This is a genomic window from Actinobaculum massiliense (assembly GCF_001457435.1).
GTDB classification, from domain to species: Bacteria; Actinomycetota; Actinomycetes; order Actinomycetales; family Actinomycetaceae; genus Actinobaculum; species Actinobaculum massiliense.
Map to the genome: position 1 here is coordinate 1,063,339 of NZ_LN881717.1, position 18,691 is coordinate 1,082,029.

An 18,691-nucleotide genomic window follows, 5' to 3' on the forward strand; every position below is an offset into this window, starting at 1 on the left:
AGGACAGGGAGGAGCACGGGACGTCGTGAAAGATAGAAGCGAAGGGGTGAGAGGAGATAGGCGCCGGGAACAGGCGGGACATCGCGGAGGCCGGGAGCGAGAAGACCGGCAAGAGCGTGGAGGGGATGTTGGGGGGCGCCTCGGACGAGGATAAGGACACGCGCACGGGCAAGGTGACAAGTTCGAACGGGTGGGCGAAAGGACTTGCGCCGCCAGCGAGCGCGGGGCGGGACTAGCGCAGGGTGTGTTCCTGTCGCTTATACACATCTAGATGTGTATAAGAGACAGCGTTGCGGCCGCCTGGCGCGAGTTAGCAGACCAGCCCCAGCGGCTGATTTCCACCGGCTGGCCATCGGCTTGCGCCAGCTGGCCGTCAATTTGCACCGGCCGCTCTTCGAGTTCCACCGACTGCGAGGCGATGGCCCAGTATCGATTGAGTTTCATACATGCAAGCCTATCTGGCCACGAGCTGTCGACCGCCGCTACCCCCGCTCGGCCGCCGAATTGCGAGAGGGTTGCGCGGGCTGGGCAGGCTGCTGAGCGCCGCCACCGCCTCTGCCGCTACTGCCGCTACTGCCGCCGTTGCCGCTACTGCCGCCGTTGCCGCCGTCGTCGTTACCGCCGTTACTGCCACCAGCGCCGCCGGCGCCGCCATTGCTGTTGCCGGGGGCCTCCGGCTCCTCCGTGGGAGCTTCGGCGGGAGGCTCGGGCTCGGCGGCGGTGGGCTCGGGCTCGGCGGCGGTGGGTTCAGGCTCGGTGACTTTCGGCTCGGAGGTGGCCTGCGGCTCGTAGGTGGGCACGCCCTTCATCTTCTCGGGCACGGTGAAGTCCATAACCGACATGCCCTTGGTGGCCACCTTCATGTAGTCCATCCAAATGTCCACCGGGTAGTTGTTGCCGCCAATGCCCCACGGGTAGCGGCCGAAGGGGGTGAGCACCTCTTCTTCGCCGTTGGGGCCCACCTGGAACATATTGATGGCCGTGATCATCTGCGGCGTGTAACCCACGTACCATGCGGACCACGGGCCAGAGGAAGTGCCCGTCTTACCGGCCACCGGCCGGCCCAGGCCACGCACCTTTTCGGCGGTGCCGCCGGGGCGGGAGGTGGCCTGCAGGACCCAGTTCATCGTGTCCGCCACGTCTTCGTCGATCTTTCGCTCCCCGGTGGTGGGCGCCTCGTAAACCACCTCGCCGTCGGGAGATTTCACCTCGCGCACCAGGTGAATCGGCACCGAGACGCCGCGGTTCGCCCAGGTGGCGTAGGCCTGCGTCATATCGATGGAGCGCGGGGAGGCGGAGCCGAGCACGTTGGTCAGCGAATCATCAAGGCCGGGGGTGTCCTCCGGAAGGCCGGCCTGCACCGCCGCGCGGATTGTGTTCTCCGGCCGCACGTCCTGATTGAGTTGCACGAAATAGGTGTTGATCGAATGCTGGGTGGCGGTGAGCATATTAACCCGGCCGCGCGAGACGCCGTCGTAATTCTTCACCTCAAGGTTGCCAATTTTCAGCGGTGTGCGCGAATCGTAAATCGTGCTCTGCGGGAGTTTGCCCTGCTCAAGGGCGGCAAGCAAAGTGAACGGCTTGAAGGTGGAACCAGCCTGCGCGCGATCCTGGGTGACGGCGTTGCGCTGGCGGGCATGGTAATCCGCGCCGCCGTACATGGCGTAAATCTCGCCGTTACGCGGATCAGCGGAAAGGATGCCCACGTAATTGTTCTCCGGGCGATCCTTCGGGAGATTTTCGACGGCGTCTACCGCTGCCTGCTGTTTCTCGGGGTCGATGGTGGTGACGATCCGATAACCGCCCTGGCGCAGATCCTCTTCCGTGAACTTCCCGGTGGCCACCAGCTCCTTTTGCGCGTAATCGAGTAAATAACCGGTGGTGCCAGAGAAGTCATTGTTCTTGGTGGGAGCAATCGTCTCCGGCATGGTGGCGGCGGAGGCCTGCTCCTCGGTGATGTAGCCGTCCTCGACCATGCGGCGCAACACGCGATCAAAACGCGCTTGCGCCTGCTGCGGATTGACGGCCGGATCCCAGGCGGACGGCGCAGGAATGACGGCGGTCAGCAAAGCGGCCTGCTCAAGGGTCAGATCTGCGGCGCTGGTGCCGAAGTACTTTTCGGCCGCCGCCTGAATGCCATAAGCGCCGCGCCCAAAGTAAATCGTGTTGAGGTAGCTCTCGAGGATCTCGTCCTTGCTGAGGTGGTTATCCACCTTCACCGCCAGCACCGCCTCGCGGATTTTGCCCAGGTAATCGGTGGTCTGCCCCAGGTAATAATTCTCCACGTACTGCTGGGTGAGAGTGGAGCCGCCCTGGCGCTTGCCGCCGGTGAGGTTATTGAGCGCCGCGCGCGCGATGCCGCCCAGGTCAATTCCGTTGTTGGTGTAGAAGTTTTGATCTTCAGAGGCGACGACGGCGTTGCCCACGTAGTCCGGCAAGCTCTCCAAGGGAACCGAGGTCCGATCGAAATCGAAGATGGACCCCATCTCGGTTGTGCCGTCTTCGTAGTAAACGCGCGTGCGCTGAGCGGCGGCGACGTCGTCAGGCTCGGGAATCTCCAAGGCGAAGTAAAGCGTAATGACGCTGACGATAGCGGCAATGATTGCGGTGAAGCCGGCGCCTAGCAGGAAGCGCCACGAGGGTAGCCAGCGATGAATGGGGCCGAGCCCCTCACGCGGGTAGTTCCAGCGAAAACGCTTCCGCTGGCTGCCGCGCTGGTTGCCACGGGCGGAGCCGCGCTGGGACCGCTTCCGCTGGCTACCGCGGGCGGAGCCACGCTGGCCGCCGCTCGCTGAACCGCGCTGAGAAGGTTTCTTCGTTGCCGCCATTGCGTCCTTACTTCCTACTCGACCGTCGTTTCGCTCGGGATAACCGGCTCACGGACCGCTGCGAACGGGTCCCAAGCGTTTCCGAAAGTCTAGACCGTGACTCTCCAAAGGCGTGAAAGACCTCCAGGTCAGTCCCTGGATTGTAGAGGCCTTTTTCCCGCTTGCGCCGCGCGTCCGATTCGGGGATGAGGAACGCCTCGATCCAGCGCGTGCTCGGCGAGGAATCCACCAGTAATGCCTTGAAGAACAGGGTCAGCGGCACCGCCAGGATCGAGCCGAGCGGACCGATCACGGCCGTCCAGAAGAGGAGGGATACGAAGGTGATGGTGGTGGAAAGCCCGACGGCGTCGCCGGTGAACTTCGGCTGAATCATGCCCTGGATCGTCACATTGATCACCGTGAAGATCACGATCACCCACAGCGCGGTGCTCCACCCCGAGTCCACCAGGCCCATAATCGCCGGCGGAATTACGCCAAGGATAAAGCCAACGTTGGGGATGTAGTTGGTGATGAACGTCCACAGCGCCCAGGTCAGCGGCATTGGCACGTGCAGGAACACCAGCACGAAGTAGTTGATCACCGAGACCACCAGGCCGAAGATTGAGGCCACCAGCCAGTACTGGCGCACCCGGCCCTCGAACGAGCAGATCGCGCGGTAGAAATCAGAATCACGGTGCTGCACCACGTCCGCGCGGTTATTCACGCGGATCGTATCGACCGTCAGGAAGAGGACGCACAGCGCCAAAATGCCAATGATGGTTCCGGCGGACATAAGCGAGCCGGCCGCGCTACGGATCCAGGCGATAATGGTCGCGGCGTCGAACTGGGCAGACAGCTGATTGGTGATCTCCTCGGTGGAGAATCCCCACTGCTGAGCAAAGTCGGTGACTTCGTCGACGATATCGCTGAACTTCTCTTGGTAGCGCATCAGCGTTTCCGGTAGCCCGGCCAGCGACCAGGCCATGAGGCCGGCGATGGCGCCGAGCACAATCACCAGCACCAGAATCGTGATGGTGCCCGAGATAAATCCGGGCACATGGTATTTCACGAGCCTGCGGTGAATCGGACGGACCGTCAGCACCAGCGTCAGCGCCAAGAAGAGCGGGCCAAAGAAATCCGCGATGGTGTAAAGCCCCGCGCAAGCGATAGTGACGAGGGCGAGAACACGCAGCACTTGGAAGCCGACCGGCGGGATTGCGCTGGTCGGGCCAGCGGCGGCATCGTCGAGAGGAATGCCTTGATCGCCGTCCTCCACGCTGGCCTTATGCGCGGTCACGGGAGCTTTCGCTGAGCCGGTAGCCGCGCCGGTAGCGGCGCCGTCAGCCGCGCTCGGGCCCGCGTCGCGCACGGCGGCGTCGATCTGCGCCCGCTTATCCATGGGGAGATTCCCGGGATTTCTTAGAGTCATCTTCTCTCCGATCTCAGTGCCGGCCTTGGCGTTCGGCTCTAGCGTAAGTCTGCCAGCTCATGCTGACTTACAAAGTTAATGACGCGAAAATGTTCGCTCATTCACCGGCCAGCGCGGCTACGGCTTGCGGCCGGCGCGGCTGCGGACCTGTCTCTTCTACCCATCTTTGACCTGTCTCTTATACACAGCTAGATGTGTATAAGAGACAGGGCCAGGACCGGGCGCGGGGAATCGCGTAGTCGCTTGACTTCCCAGCGATACAGAAATGCCACGGCCCAAACCATCACAATGAGCGCGATTTGCACGCCGCGCGACCAGCCGATATCCGGCAACACCAGCACGCAGACGCCGGCCGCCACGCATTCGGCCACGTTAAAGAGCACGTCGTAAATCGAGAAAGCGCGGCCGCGGTAGCGATCGTGGGTGTCGGTTTGAACGATGGTGTCGACAGCGATCTTTGCTCCCTGCACGCCAATGCCGAAAATAAAAATCCCGGCTGTCACCGCACCGAAAGACGGCGTCGTCGCCACAATAAATTGCCCCACAGTTCCGCCCAGCAGGCAACAAACCACCCATGTGGAAGGCGTCATGCGCTCGTGGGCCAGAGGGGTGAGGACAATCGAGACGCCATGGCCGGCGATCATAGCGCCCATAAGCGCGCCAAATGCGGCGATGCCGGAGGTGGAGTCCGCCTGATCGGCGTAGAGGTTGCGGCCCGCCAGGATGATCGTCAGGAGTTGGACGCCGTAGACGAACCTGTGGAGGGACATGGTGGTGAGGGCGGCGGCGGGGGTGCCGCGGCGAACGAGGTAGCGCACGCCGTCGGCCAGCTCGCGAGCGGCGGAGGCGAGAGAACGCCAGAACGGCTCGCGCACGGGATTATCCGGGCCGAGTTCGGAGCGGCCGAGGGAGGTGACCACCCAGGCGCCGGCGCAGTAGAGGGCCACCGCCACCACCAGTGCGCCCACCTGCTGGCCCAGCTCAGTGGGTAGGAAAATGCGGATGAACAGGCCTAACAGTGCGCCAATGGCGGTGGAGGCGCCGCCGAGGGTGGGCACCAGCGAGTTGGCCACCAGGAGGCGTTCTTTGGACTCGACCACTTTCGGCAAGCCGGCCGAAAGGGTGGCCAACAAGATTCGGTTGATGCCCAGCGTCACCAGCGCCAACACGTAAACCAGCCAGGAAAAATCAGTGAAGAGCACCGCGAGGATCGCGGCGGTGAGGGCCGCGCGCAGCAGGTTGCCGCCGAGCAGAATTTGCCGGCGCGGCCAGCGATCAATGAACGGGCCGGTGAATGGCCCCACGATCGAGAACGGCAGGAGCATCACCACCAGCGAGAGGGCGACGGTATACACATCCGAGGCGCGGGCCGGGTTGAAGAAGAACAGCGAGGCGAGGCCCACCTGGAACATTCCGTCTCCGCATTGGGTCACCAGCCGCACCGCCAAGAGCTTCAGGAAGCCCGGCGAGGTGGCCAGCGATTTCAGGTCCGCAACCAGCTTGAGCTTCACGCCCGCGCCTCCCACCATTGCTTGAGTCGGGAAATCGCTTCTTCACGGCCCAGCGGGCCTTCGTCGAGGCGCAGTCCCAGCAGATACTTGTAGGCCTGGCCGACCTGCGGGCCGGGGGCGAGGCCGAGGATCTCCATAATGTCGTTGCCGTCCAGATCGGGGCGCACGGCCTCCAGCTCCTCGCGCTGATGAAGTTCAACGATGCGCCGCTCTAGCTCGTCGTTCGCCGCCTGGAGCACGCGCACCTTGCGCCGGTTTTGCGAAGTAATGTCCGCGCGAATGAGGCGCACTAGACGGGGAAGAAGCGGGCCGGCGTCGCGCACGAAGCGGCGCACGGCGCTATCCGTCCAGCCCGATTCCGCAAATCCATACGCGCGCAGGTGTAGCTCCACCAGGCGGGCCACGGCCTTGGTGGTCTGCTTGTCGAAGCGGAGCGTTTTCATGCGCTTGGCCGTCATTCGCGCGCCGACGGCGTCGTGGAAGCGGAAGGTGACTGAGCCGTCAGGTTCAAAGCTGCGGGTGGCCGGTTTGCCGACGTCGTGCATCAACGCGGCGAAGCGGAGCACGAAATCCGGGCGGGCGACCGGGCTGATGCCTTCGTCAGTGACGGGCGGCTCTGGCTCTGGCGCAGGCTCGCTGGCCGCTACCCGTTCGCCGCCGGCCGACGGCGTCGACTCGAGGACGCTTTCCAGCGCGATGGCGTTATCGAGCACCTGCAGGGTGTGCTCGTAGACGTCCTTGTGGCGGCCCTGCTCATCTTTGGCGCCGCGCAGGCCGGAGACTTCGGGGAGCACCACATCCGCCACGCCCGTGTAAACCAGTAGCTCGATACCGCGGCGCGGGGCGGGGGAGATGATGAGCCTCTCCAGCTCGGCGCGAATGCGCTCTTGAGAAACGATTTCTAAGCGCGGGGCAAAGTCCGTCATGGCAGCCATAACATCCTCGGCCACGTCGAAGGAGAGCTGGGCGCAGAATCTGGCCGCACGCATAATGCGCAGAGGATCGTCGTCGAACGACTGCGCCGCGGTAACGGGTGTTTCCAACACGCCGTCCACCAAGGCGTCCAAGCCGCCGCAGGGATCGACTAGCTCCAGTTGCGGCAGGCGCACGGCCATCGCGTTGACGGTGAAATCCCGGCGGGTGAGATCGCCCTCGAGCGTGTCGCCGAATTGGACCTCGGGTTTGCGCGAGCCGATTTCGTAGCTGTCGCTGCGATAGGTGGTAACCTCCACGGTTAGGCCCGCGCGCTGGGCGCCAATGGTGCCGAAGTCGCGGCCAATATCCCAGGTGTTACCCCAGGTATCGAGGAGTTTTTCGGTTTCCTCGGGGCGGGCGGACGTGGTGAGGTCAAAGTCGTGAATGGGTAGGCCAAGGAATGCATCGCGCACCGGCCCGCCGACGAGCGCCAGCTCGTGACCCGCCCGCTGGAAAATTTCACCCAGCTGGGTGATTTCCTTCGGCAACGCCGTCAACCTCCGCTGCCCGTTGAGCAGGTACTTCGCGCGCAAGTTCGCCGCGCCCGCGCCCGCGGCCGCCGCCGCTTCACTATTCCTTGAAATTGCCACCGATTAAGCTTGCCACATTCACCCCGGCCGGCGGCGAGGAAGTGGCCCAAAGGGTGACGAATTAGCCGCAGGCCCCCCGCCCCGGCCCAGGCCACCGCCGTCGGGCACCAGCCACCCATTTCCTTCCGCCGTCAGAGAGCCTCTGCCATTCCCTGGGGAAATTTGGGAGAATGGCCCCAGTTAAGTGGCACCTTGCGGGAGGCGGCGTTGCTTGCCCGTCCGGGAGAACCGGCGGCGGCGCACACTCTGCCGGGCGCCAGAGCCTGTAAGCACATTGGAAATTATGTCGAAATCTGCTCCGCTCCCGTCTCACTTCGGGGGCCGTCGTTCCTGGAGGCGCGCCGCGGCCGCGCATCAGGCCGGCGTGCGCCGCCATTCGCAGCCGGTGGTCAATGAGACCTCCGCCGGCGGGATCGTGATTGCGGTTCATGACGGTCACGCCTATACCGCCGTTATTGCTCGCCGAAATCGCGGCGGGCGCCTGGAGTGGTGCCTACCCAAAGGCCATCTCGAAGGCACCGAAACCGCCGAAGAGGCGGCCGTGCGCGAGGTGGCGGAAGAAACCGGAATTACCGGCCGCGTCCTGCTTCATCTGGCGACCATTGACTATTGGTTCTCCGGCACCAATCACCGCGTGCACAAAGTGGTACATCATTTCTTGCTGGAAGCGCTTTCCGGCTATCTGACGGTGGAAAACGATCCCGATCACGAGGCTGAAAAAGTCGAGTGGGTGCGGCTCGACCGCGTCTCATCCCGCCTGGCCTACCCGAACGAGCGGCGGATCGTTTCCTCCGCCCGGGCGATTCTGGCAGGTGACGCCTAAGGTGCGCGGATCCAAACTAGGCCGCGCCGCGCAGGCGGTTTTTGCCTCCCTCGCCTGCCTGGCGGGGATCGCGCTTCCTGTGGCGGGGCCGGCTCCCCTCGCGAGCGCCACGCCGACGCCAGGCCCGACGCCGTCGGCCACCACCACCAGCGAGACAGCCACCAGCGAGCCGGCGAGCCAGCCATCCTCCACCGCGGACCCCGACCAGCCGCTCCTGGTACGCATTACCTCGGTGGGCGAGCCGGTCCTTGGCCGCAAATCCGATATTCGCGTCAGTGCGCAGGTGCAAAACAACACCCACGGTAGCCTCCACCTGGCGCAAGCGGCGCTCTATTCGGAGCGCACAACCTCCAGCAATGCCGAAGCGATCACCGGATTTATGAGCGGAGATGTCACCTCCATGGGTCTCCTTGCCACCGAAGAGCCCGACCTCACGCTCGAGCCGGGCCAAACCACCAACGTCAATTTTGTGGTGAGCCGCAATCTGGTTCACTGGGGATCGAACGGCGTCTGGGGCCCACGCGGGATCCAGGTTTCGGCGGTGGCCGGCGACGCACAGGGCTGGGATCGCTCCATGCTGGTGGTCGATGCCGATCACGATCTGGAGCGGGCGAAGGCGAACGTGGTCGTCCCCCTCACCGCGCAGGGCCATCAGGCCACCGAGTTGCCGACTCTCAAGGACACGATTCGCGCCGCGGTCGCCGCGCGTGGACAGGACAAGCCGACCGAAGTGCCGCCTGCCGCTTCCGCGCAGGCAGAAGGTTCGACGACGACGCCGTCCGCCGGGCAAGATTCGGCCGCCGCCGGGCCGAACGGGCAGGCCGCCGCTGGGCAAAACGGGCAAGACTCCGCCACGCAAAACGGGCAGGCCCCCACACTTTTTGAGCTCTCTGGCCCCTCGGATCCGGTGGCCGAGGCGCTCACCGCTCCGGCGCAAATTGAAGCCTTGCAGAAGCTTGGGCGCCCCGGAGTGACGGCCGCGGTGGACCCGGCGTTGCGCGAGTCGGCGCAGTTTTCTGAGGCGCTAGCCGGATTCACGCAAAATAGCGGCGCCTCGGTTGCCTATCTGCCCGGAGGCGACGTGGATATTGCGTCCATTGCACATTCAACGGCCGGGTACCAGATTTTGGAGCAGGGCATTGCCTACGCCCAGGCCGCGGCGGAGTCCGATATAGCGGGCACGGCGGATATCGCTTTCCTCGCCCGCGGCGCGGACCAGTCTTCTTTGCGCGCAGCCCGTACCGCGGGGTATTCCACCGCGGTGATTAGCTCGGCAGATGCCTCCTCGGCCGGCTGGGTGACGCCCGGCGCGGCGGTGCGCATTCCGCTGGAGAACACGGCCACGTCCGGATCTGGTGGCGCGCCCGGAGCCGGCTCCGCGGCCACTAGCCCAACAACGCCGGATGAAGCCAGCGCGCTTATCGCAGACGATGCACTTTCGTCCGCCGTCGTCGGGAAACTACCCGCGCTCCGCGCCACGGAAGATGATGAGGCGGAGGCGGCGCTGGACGCTTTGGATTCGCGGCAGGTCACGCTGGCATTTTCGGCGTTGCGCTACCGCGAGCGCCCGGCGGCGGACCGCTCGCAGTTGCTCATGTTCGACCGCGACTGGACCGAGCAGGCCCAGCTTTCCGCCGATGAGGTCGGCGCGAATATTGATGCGCTGATGGCCGCGCCGTGGATTTCGGCGTCGTCGTTGGATGGGCTTCGCGCCACGCAAACCGACTACACAGCGCAACTGCGCGAAAATAACCCGCTGCCCGGGGAGGCGATCCGCCAGCAACTCACCGGCGCGGAGACCTCGCTGACGAAGATTTCCTCCATCGCGCGCATTACTTCCGCCCCCAGCCTGCTGATTAATCCGGCCACCCAGCGCGCGCTTTTGGCCAGCTCAGTGGGCCTGCGCGAGCACCCCGAACTGCGCGAATCGCTGCTGGCGGACCTTTCGCAGACGGCCAGCTCCTTCGAGGGGGCGGTCTCCATCCAGCCATCCTCGCCAATCAACGTGATTTCCGAAAACACCGAGCTCCCGGTGCACGTGCGCAACGACTTGCCCATGCCGATTGGCGTGGTGATCCGCGTTTCGGCGCCCGATTACCGCATCCGCCCCGAGCCGGAAGTGGCGGCGACGATCCCCGCCTCCACTACCAGCACGGTTTCGGTGCCGATCCGCGCCTCCGGTTCGGGGAATATCGAGATCCTCGCCCGCGTCACCGACCCGCCCGGAAGCCTGGTTTCCCGCCCGCAATCCATTCACGTGCGCGTGCGCGCGGGGTGGGAGACGACGGCGACGACGGCGGCAGCAATTGTTTTTGGCCTGATCCTGGTGCTCGGCCTGGTGCGTTCGGTGCGCCGCGGCCGGCGTTCAAAGACTGTTGGACCGCGCGAACATATGACTAATATTCAGGCGGACCGGCAACGGCGGCGCCTGCGGCGCGACCGCGGCCCGGCACCGCGGCATTGATTTCGGACGCAAGCTTGAATTTCGTATAAAGGCGCGATTCGGCCTGCGGTGCCGTTAGAATTAACCGCAGGCAACAGGGGAAATAACCGAGGAGAAATCGTGGAAAAGCACGGCGCGCAAGGCACCGTTCTCGCGGGGCGCTACCGCCTCACCGAACCATATCCGGATCAGCTTGATATTCCCGGGACGCAGCAGTGGTTCGGCGTCGACCAAGTTTTGAGCACCGCGGTTCGCATCCTCCTGCTGGACCCCGCACTGCCCACCCTTCCCGCGGCTCTCGACGCCGCCCGCCGCTCAGCGCTCATTGAGGACGCGCACGTGATTCGCACGCTCTCGGTGGGCGAGAATTTCGTGGTCTCGGAAGTCCCGCTGGGTGTTTCCCTGGCGCACTTTTCCGCCGATGAGGGCCTCGACCCGGCCCTGGCGAAATCCGTGGTGGGCGAACTAGCGGCGATTCTTTCGCAGACCTCCACCAAGGGCATGCGCCACCTGCGCCTTCGTCCCTCGCGCGTGCGCGTGGGCGATTCCGGTGAGGTTTATATTGACGGACTCGGGGTCGATGCCGAATTAGCGGGCCTGGGCACCGATTCGCTGTCCCTTGCCGACGCCGATAACGCCGAAGCCTACGGGCTGGCGCGGTTCCTCGCGGCTCTGATTGAGGGCGAAGAAGTGGACCAGCACGGCATCGACGCCCTAGCCGAAGACGAATCTTTGCCCGCTGACGTGCGTGAAGTCCTGCGCCGCGCGGGTTCCCCGGTAGGCATTCTTTCCCCCGGCGAGGTTTTGCGACTCCTCGCGCCCTGGGATGAAATCGATCCGGAATCACTGCCGGATCGCACCTCCGGCCCCGCGCCTTTCCCCGCTGACTACGAGCCGGGCGGCGCAGTGGCCGGTGGGGCAGTTGCCGGTGGCCCTTCCGCCAGCGCGAGCGGTGGCAAGTTAGCCAGCGGCTTAGCCGACAGCGCGGCCGGACAAGCTGGAGTCACCGAAGGTGAAGCAGGCCAAGCCGAAGCAAGCGATGCTGATGCTGAAGCCAGTGGCCCGGGTAGCGCCGCCGAGGCCCATGACCCGACCGGTGAAGCCGGGGCTAGCGCCGCTGAAGCCTCCACCGCCGTCGGGACCACCGACGCGGCCATCGACGCGGAGCTTCGCATCACCGAACCCGCCGCCGTGAACTTGCGCCCGCAGTGGGGCGCGCCCGCCGAACTCAGCGAGGTCGCCGCCGCGGAGGCCGCCGAAGAGGCGGCAGCGGCCGGCCTATCTTCCTCCGCCGGCGCCGGCGGAGGCACTGGCGGCACCACCACCGGCAAGGCCAGTGGAAAAGCCGATCGCAAAGCGAATAGCGCGGCCAGTGACAAGGCCGGCAGAAATACCAGCAGCAAAAAGGGCCACGCCCCGGCGGGTAGCTCCGCGGCGAGTGCTGCGGCAGCAACCAAGTCAGGCACTAAGGCCGCCACCGACCCGGCCACGAGTCCCGAAAGGCGGGAGCGCCCCCGCGTCATCGACCGCGACGGCGCTGGCAAAACCACCTGGGCGGCGCAGATTTTCAACACCTCCAAGCTGGTCGTAGGCGGCGCCGTCGTCCTCGTGGTCTTGGCCCTTTGGTTCGCAATCCACCAGCTCACCAGTCCCACCACCCCGGTCAAGACGGTCGCCCCGACCATTAGCGCCGCGCCGGCGGAGCCGAGCCGGGCTGCCCGGCCGGGAGGTGAGGCAACGCAGGAGCCGAGCGCGCAGGCAACGCCCACCGCCGCGCCGACGATCGCCTCCTACACGCTCGTCAATCCGGATCCGAGCAACCGGCCTGGCCAGGACTCGCCGGAAGCGCTCCCCAATGCCTTTGACGGCAATCCCGAGACGGTGTGGAGCACCTACGAATATTTGCGTAATCCGAACTTCGGCCTGCTCAAGGATGGAATGGGCATCGAGATCAAGCTTGAATCCGAAGCTGTGGTACACAATGTTCACCTCAATGTTCACGGGCAAGGTGGCAACGTCCAGTGGCGCACGACAACCGCGGCCGACCCCGCTGGTGGAACCCTGGTGGCAGAAGGGCCGATGAGTCCGCAAACAGTGTTGACTTCAGCCGACGGCGTCAAAACGGACACCATCATGCTGTGGTTCACCCAGCTCCCCACCAATGACGCCGGCAAATTCAAGATCGATCTGGCCGAAGTCACGATCGACTAGCGCCGGCCTAGCGCAGCCCACTAGCCGATAGCCACCCGCCGCCGGAATAATTCCCCACCGGGCACCGTTTCCGGAATGGATCTACACAAGGAAGGTTTCAATTTCATGGCTGAAACAGACGTTCGTGATGTCATCATCGTCGGCTCCGGTCCCGCAGGCTGGACCGCCGCCCTCTACGCCGCCCGCGCCGGCCTCAAACCGCTGGTTATTGCGGGTGCAATTGATGCCGGTGGCGCGCTTATGACCACTACCGAAGTCGAGAATTTCCCCGGCTTCCCCGATGGGATTCTCGGCCCGGACCTCATGGCCCGCATGCAGGAGCAGGCCGAAAAGTTCGGAGCGGAGGTAGAGTACGACGACGCACTGGAGATCGAGCTCGAGGGTGATATCAAGACCATCCGCACCGACGACGGCGAATTCCACGCCCGCACGGTCATTTTGGCGCTCGGTTCGGCCTACAAGAAGCTTGGCCTTGACGGCGAGACGCAGTTCTCTGCCCGCGGCGTTTCCTACTGCGCCACCTGCGACGGCTTCTTCTTCAAAGACAAAGAAATCGCCGTGGTGGGCGGCGGGGACTCGGCCGTCACCGACGCGCTTTTCCTCACCCGTTTCGCCACGAAGGTGCACGTGATCCACCGACGCGACGAACTACGCGCCTCGAAGATCATGGCCGATCGCCTCCTCGCCGACCCCAAGATCGAAATGCACTGGAACAGCCAGGTCGTCGACATCCAGGGCGAAGAAGGTGGCTCCATGAACAACCTCGTCCTCCGCGATACGCAGAGCGGCGAGCAGACCGATCTGCCGGTCGACGGACTTTTCGTGGCCATCGGTCACGAGCCGCGCACCGCGATACTCAACGGCGTGAAGCTCGACGACGACGGCTACATCCTCGTGAACCACCCGCACACAGCTACCTCAATCGAGGGAGTTTTCGCGTGCGGCGACGTCGTCGATCGCCACTACCGCCAGGTAATTTCGGCCGCCGGAACAGGTTGCCGTGCCGCCCTCGACGCCGAGCGTTACCTCGAGGCCCTCGAAACCGCCAAGCACGCGGCTGGCCGCGTCGGCGACGACAAGGCGGACGGCACAGCAAATAATGCGGCTAGCTCCGCCGGCGACGCATCGCATGAGGCGTCGGGTAATTCGGACGTAGCCTAGGCGCCGATGGCAAAGCCGCCTAGCCCGGCTCTGATTTATGTGACCGCGGAGTGGGCGCCCGCATCAGATTCAATGCTTCAAATCTTCGAGGAAACATTGATCGATATGCGGCGCCTGCTCCCGGCCGTAGATTTCCGCGGCGAAGTTGTGGACCTTTCCGCACAAACGCGCCCGCACACCTTTTCGCTTTCCGGCGGCGCTTCCGAACTGGATCAGCCCGTCTTGTCCGGTGATGCACCAACGTCCGCGAGTGGATCTTTGCCCGCCGATGCATCTGCGCACCTCGCCAGCGGCGCCACCGTCATGGTTCGCGACCCCGGCGATTTTCACCCTCCCATTGAATATCTGCCCACGCTGATTCTTGAAGACTCGAACGGCGCCGAAATTCAGCGCTTCGTGGGGCAGGTACCCAAGCTCGACATCCGCTCCGCACTCATCGCAGCCTTCGCTGCCGCCTAGCCCGCCTCCGTGCATTTCTCATCCTTCACTGCGGTCTAACAGAGCTTTAATCGATCTCGGCTTTCACTGCAGCTTAGCCTGCCTCCACCTTTTTCACCCACGCCGGCGCCTAGCCAGATTTTCATTCGCGGGATTCTCCTCGCCGGCGCCCAAAAGGTATTATTGTCGCCTCAAACTAGCGATAAGTTTTACCCGTCTACCCAGTGGCCAGTTCAGGTTCGAAAAAGTTCCCACCGCTGTGAACACTCGTTCCCAGATCGAACTAAAATCCTTCCCTGAATGGCAAACTGTCGGTAACACCGTCGGAAGGAAAATATGAGCGAGGAAAAAAAGCGCGTAGCGAGCGGTACACGTCTAGACCCGTGGTACAACGTTTACGCCGACCGCGCGCTAGGTATGCGTCAATCTGAAGTTCGGCAACTCTTCGCGGTCGCAAATCGCCCCGAAGTTGTTTCCCTTGCCGGCGGCATGCCAAATATCAGCGGCCTGCCACTCGATTTTCTCTCCGAGATGATGGCACGTTTGGTGCGCGAACGCGGCACCAAGATCCTTCAGTATGGCGGCGGCCAGGGTGAAGAGGAACTGCGCGAGATGATCGTCGAGGTTATGCGTCCCGACGGCGTGCGCGGGCATCCGGACGATATCACCGTCACCACCGGTAGCCAGCAGGCTCTGGATCTCATCTCGGAAATCTTCCTCAATCCCGGCGACGTCGTCTTGGCTGAGGCGCCGTCGTACGTGGGTGCACTCGGCACCTTCCGCGCCTACCAAGCAAACGTTGTTCACGTGCAGATGGATGCGCACGGAATTATCCCCGAGAAGCTGGAAGAGACGATCGAAGAACTCGAGCGGACCGGCAAGCCGATAAAGTTCCTTTACACGATACCGAATTTCCATAACCCGGCTGGCGTTGTACTCAGCGCGGACCGTCGCCCGCAAATCGCCGGGATTTGCGAACGCCACCATGTCCTGATCGTCGAAGACAACCCCTACGGCCTGCTCGGCTTTAACGGAGATCCTTTGCCTTCGCTCCAGACGTTCAATCCCGACGGCGTTGTTTATCTCGGGTCTTTCTCGAAGACCTTCGCTCCCGGATTTCGCATTGGGTGGGCCTTCGCCCCGCCCGCGGTTTCCTCCCGCATCACCCTTGCGAACGAGAACGCCATTCTCTGCCCCACCACCTTCGGGCAACTGGCAATCGCGGAGTATCTGCGCACCTACGACTGGTACGCGCAGATCGAGAAGTACCGTGCCCAGTATCGGGAGCGCGGCGAAGCGATGCAAAAGGCCCTCGAAAAGTACATGCCCATGTGCACGTGGAACCGCCCGAGCGGCGGCTTCTACACCTGGGTGAAATTGCCGGAAGGCCTAAATGCACATGAAATGTTGCCTCGCGCGGTAACAAACCTGGTTGCTTACGTATCCGGAACCGCTTTCTACGCGGACGGGCAGGGCACCGATCACATGCGTCTTTCCTTCTGCTACCCCACACCCGAACGGATTACAGAGGGTGTTCGGAGGCTCGGCGAAGTCATTACAAGTGAAGCCGAACTCGTCAATATGTTTGGCATCGGTAAGAAATAAGTCTGCGTTGAATGAATCCGCCGAAAAGCGGAGATGGAGGAACAATGTCCGAGATTCTAACCGTCGCGGTTCTGGCCGGAGGACTCACGCACGAGCGGGATGTCTCCCTAAGCTCTGGCCGCCGAGTCGCCTCGCTTCTGCGTGAAGCGGGCATGAATGAAAAGGTTCTCGACGTCGACGCAACGCTTCTTCAGCGACTCGATGCGATGAACCCAGATGTGATTTGGCCGCTAGTTCACGGCACCACCGGTGAAGATGGCGCAATTCAGGATTTGCTGTCTCTGGCGGGCTACAAGTTCATCGGCTCAACCGCTAATTCCGCGCGCATCGCCTCCTCGAAGGCGCTCGCGCAGTCAGCTTTGCGCCACGCTGGTCTCAAAACTCCTTGGTCCGTAACTTTCCCTGAGAAGTTGTTCCGGGAGATCGGAGTGGGCCCGATCCTGGATGTCATTTCGCGCAAGCCGGGATTCCCCCTGGTGGTAAAGCCGAATGTGGGTGGCTCTGCTCTTGGTGTGTCGATTGTGCGCGCTGCGAGCGATTTGCCGCGCGCCATGGTCGACTGCTTCGCGTACGGCGAGGCTGCGCATGTGGAGGAGTACATCGACGGTACCGAAATCGCTGTTTCCATTATCGAGATCGACGGAGAGCCAATCGTCCTTCCCCCGGTAGAGATTCAGACCGATGGTCCCTACGATTACGATGCCCGATATAACGCAGGCCGTGCTCAATACTTCGTTCCCGCGCGGCTTTCCGAGGCCACGATGGACGCGGTGAAGGATTGCGCCCTGACCGCACATAAGACTCTTCGTCTCCGTGATCTCTCGCGAATCGACATGATTCTGCGCGATGACGAGCCGATTATTATTGACGCCAATGTCGCCCCTGGCATGACGGAAACTTCGCTTTTGCCGCAGGCCGCCCAGGCGTATGCCGACGGAACCGGAACCACTATCCAGGATCTTTACCTACGAATTCTGACTTCCGCCGCGGCTCGCTAAAAACAGGCAACGATCAACAAGACCCCTGATCTAAAGACGCTTTAGTCAAAAGCGGCCCTCATCAAAAGCGGCCCTAATCAAGAGAGATCCAGATCTGAAGATTTCGGGTCTAACTAGTGCAGAGAGGGTGGGAATGTTTCACGTGAAACATTCCCACCCTCTCTGCATAACTATTACGGACTACTTTTATGCTTCCAGACCTTGAGCAATCGAGATGCTCGGTTATCATTTCAAATCATTCAAGGATCGGTTTTCGATTACTGGATTTCCGATTCCCACCCCTGAGAGCGTGGATTTTAGAGAGATAGCGTTAGAGTTCCGAATTTGTGGTTCCGATTCTCCGTCTCGAAACCCGTTTACGTTTCAGACTCCGCTTACTCCCCGCCGTCCTCAACCTGGACCGCTCCTTCTCCAGGAGCGAGTACATCGAGAATGCGATTGAGATCCTCGATATTTGCAAAATTGATCTTCACCGACCCCTTGCTTCGGCCTAGATCAACCTTCACCGTGGTCTCGAAGCGATCACTGAGCTTCGACGCTAAGGCATTCAGCTCCGCCACATAGAATCGGGCGCGTGCGTTCCTGACTTTCGGAGCTGGACGTGAGCCATCCATAGCCACAATCTCTTCTACCTGACGGACCGAAAGGTTCTCCGCAACGATTCGCTGTGCCAAATGCTCCATGTCAGCTGGATCAGAGAGCCCAAGTAGGGCACGGGCGTGGCCGGCAGATATAACACCTGCTGCAACACGTCGTTGGACAAGAGATGGTAGCTTCATGAGCCGCAAAGTGTTGGAAATCTGCGGGCGCGACTTCGACACCTTCTTGGAAAGCTGCTCCTGGGTCCACCCGAAATCATCAATTAGCTGCTGATATGCCGCAGCTTCTTCAAGTGGGTTGAGTTGTACGCGATGGAGGTTTTCCAGTAGCGCATCCCTCAGTAGATCATCATCTGCAGTACGCCGAACAATTGCCGGAATGGCATCCAATCCAGCCCGTTTCGAAGCGCGCAAACGGCGCTCGCCCATAATCAGTTCGTACCGAACCTCGGGATGATCCTCGAGGGGCGCATCTAAGGGACGAACAACGATCGGTTGCAAAACGCCCACTTGTGAGATCGAATCAGATAGCTCATTCAACTCGTCTTCGTCGAAGATCTCACGCGGCTGAGCTCGATTGGGGATGATCTGAACGAGCGGAATCTCCGCGAAGCTTGCGCCGGGAACCGCTACGAGAGCTTTATCGCCTCGCTCCTCACTTCCTAGCTTCTCGTCCCGTTGCTCTGCGCCCCTGTGGGTGGATTCGGAGCCTGGAACGCCACTCTCTGCCGCCTTACTCGTGTCGTCATTATTTCGATCACCGAACGACGTTTCACGTGAAACATTCGCGGACAGCTTCTGGCTATTTCCGGTGTTCTTCGACTGTGTTTTCCGTGCACTGCCGCCGCCTGCTGACTCTGTTTTCGCCGCAGGAGCCCCGTTGTAACCAAGGTCGGTAATATCCGTTTCACGTGAAACGTTTTGTTTAGTCTCGCCAGAGGCCTCGGGGGACGTTTCACGTGAAACATCTTTGCTAGCTGATTCGCTTGACGAGGCTTTACCGAAGAAGATGTCAATTGGACTATTCGTCTCTTCCTTTTGCGATTCCGGAATCAAGGCACCAAGACCTGAGCCAAGACCACGTCGTTGCTTCTTAGCCAT

Annotated in this window: 13 protein-coding genes; 7 read left to right on the forward strand and 6 right to left on the reverse strand. The window is 62.5% G+C overall.

Annotated features, from left to right (window positions below):
• Nucleotides 1-267: 267 nt before the first annotated feature.
• The 5 genes from BN2664_RS09185 to BN2664_RS06495 form a co-directional block, all read right to left on the reverse strand.
• Nucleotides 268-444: a hypothetical protein gene (locus BN2664_RS09185; RefSeq protein WP_156407884.1), complete on the reverse strand. Its 177-nt coding sequence runs from the start codon at nt 442-444 to the stop codon at nt 268-270.
• A gap of 38 nt (nt 445-482) precedes the next feature.
• Nucleotides 483-2,828 carry a transglycosylase domain-containing protein gene (locus BN2664_RS06480; RefSeq protein ID WP_007001003.1) on the reverse strand — a complete coding sequence of 782 codons (2,346 nt, stop codon included), beginning with the start codon at nt 2,826-2,828 and terminating at the stop codon, nt 483-485.
• 7 nt (nt 2,829-2,835) lie between these two features.
• The gene (locus tag BN2664_RS06485) at nt 2,836-4,236 is read right to left on the reverse strand and encodes an AI-2E family transporter (protein WP_155856469.1); all 1,401 of its coding nucleotides are present in this window, start codon (nt 4,234-4,236) and stop codon (nt 2,836-2,838) included.
• Between the two features lie 188 nt (nt 4,237-4,424).
• Complete coding sequence (locus BN2664_RS06490; protein WP_082628275.1) at nt 4,425-5,747, reverse strand: MFS transporter; 1,323 nt, start codon at nt 5,745-5,747, stop codon at nt 4,425-4,427.
• Nucleotides 5,744-7,312, reverse strand: coding sequence for a CCA tRNA nucleotidyltransferase (locus BN2664_RS06495; RefSeq protein WP_007001000.1), 1,569 nt, complete (start codon nt 7,310-7,312; stop codon nt 5,744-5,746). Before BN2664_RS06495 ends, BN2664_RS06490 begins: the two co-directional genes overlap by 4 nt.
• Before the next feature lie 283 nt (nt 7,313-7,595).
• Between BN2664_RS06495 and BN2664_RS06500 the strand changes: the two genes are divergently transcribed.
• From BN2664_RS06500 to BN2664_RS06530, 7 genes are all read left to right on the forward strand, one after another.
• On the forward strand, nt 7,596-8,135 hold the full coding sequence (locus BN2664_RS06500; protein ID WP_155856468.1) for an NUDIX hydrolase: 540 nt from the start codon (nt 7,596-7,598) through the stop codon (nt 8,133-8,135).
• Between the two features lies 1 nt (nt 8,136).
• Complete coding sequence (locus BN2664_RS06505; protein ID WP_007000998.1) at nt 8,137-10,599, forward strand: DUF6049 family protein; 2,463 nt, start codon at nt 8,137-8,139, stop codon at nt 10,597-10,599.
• Nucleotides 10,600-10,698: 99 nt separating this feature from the next.
• The gene (locus tag BN2664_RS06510) at nt 10,699-12,789 is read left to right on the forward strand and encodes a protein kinase family protein (RefSeq protein ID WP_007000997.1); all 2,091 of its coding nucleotides are present in this window, start codon (nt 10,699-10,701) and stop codon (nt 12,787-12,789) included.
• A 105-nt stretch (nt 12,790-12,894) separates the two neighbouring features.
• Complete coding sequence (trxB, locus tag BN2664_RS06515; RefSeq protein WP_231723454.1) at nt 12,895-13,950, forward strand: thioredoxin-disulfide reductase; 1,056 nt, start codon at nt 12,895-12,897, stop codon at nt 13,948-13,950.
• Nucleotides 13,951-13,956: 6 nt separating this feature from the next.
• Complete coding sequence (locus tag BN2664_RS06520; protein WP_058120659.1) at nt 13,957-14,409, forward strand: hypothetical protein; 453 nt, start codon at nt 13,957-13,959, stop codon at nt 14,407-14,409.
• 315 nt (nt 14,410-14,724) lie between these two features.
• Nucleotides 14,725-15,993: an aminotransferase-like domain-containing protein gene (locus BN2664_RS06525; protein WP_007000994.1), complete on the forward strand. Its 1,269-nt coding sequence runs from the start codon at nt 14,725-14,727 to the stop codon at nt 15,991-15,993.
• Nucleotides 15,994-16,037: 44 nt separating this feature from the next.
• Nucleotides 16,038-16,991, forward strand: a complete 954-nt coding sequence (locus BN2664_RS06530; protein ID WP_007000993.1) for a D-alanine--D-alanine ligase family protein — start codon at nt 16,038-16,040, stop codon at nt 16,989-16,991.
• A 374-nt stretch (nt 16,992-17,365) separates the two neighbouring features.
• Here BN2664_RS06530 and BN2664_RS06535 read toward each other — a convergent pair whose 3' ends face one another.
• A complete protein-coding gene (locus BN2664_RS06535) occupies nt 17,366-18,691 on the reverse strand; it encodes a ParB/RepB/Spo0J family partition protein (RefSeq protein WP_007000992.1) in 1,326 nt (441 codons plus the stop codon).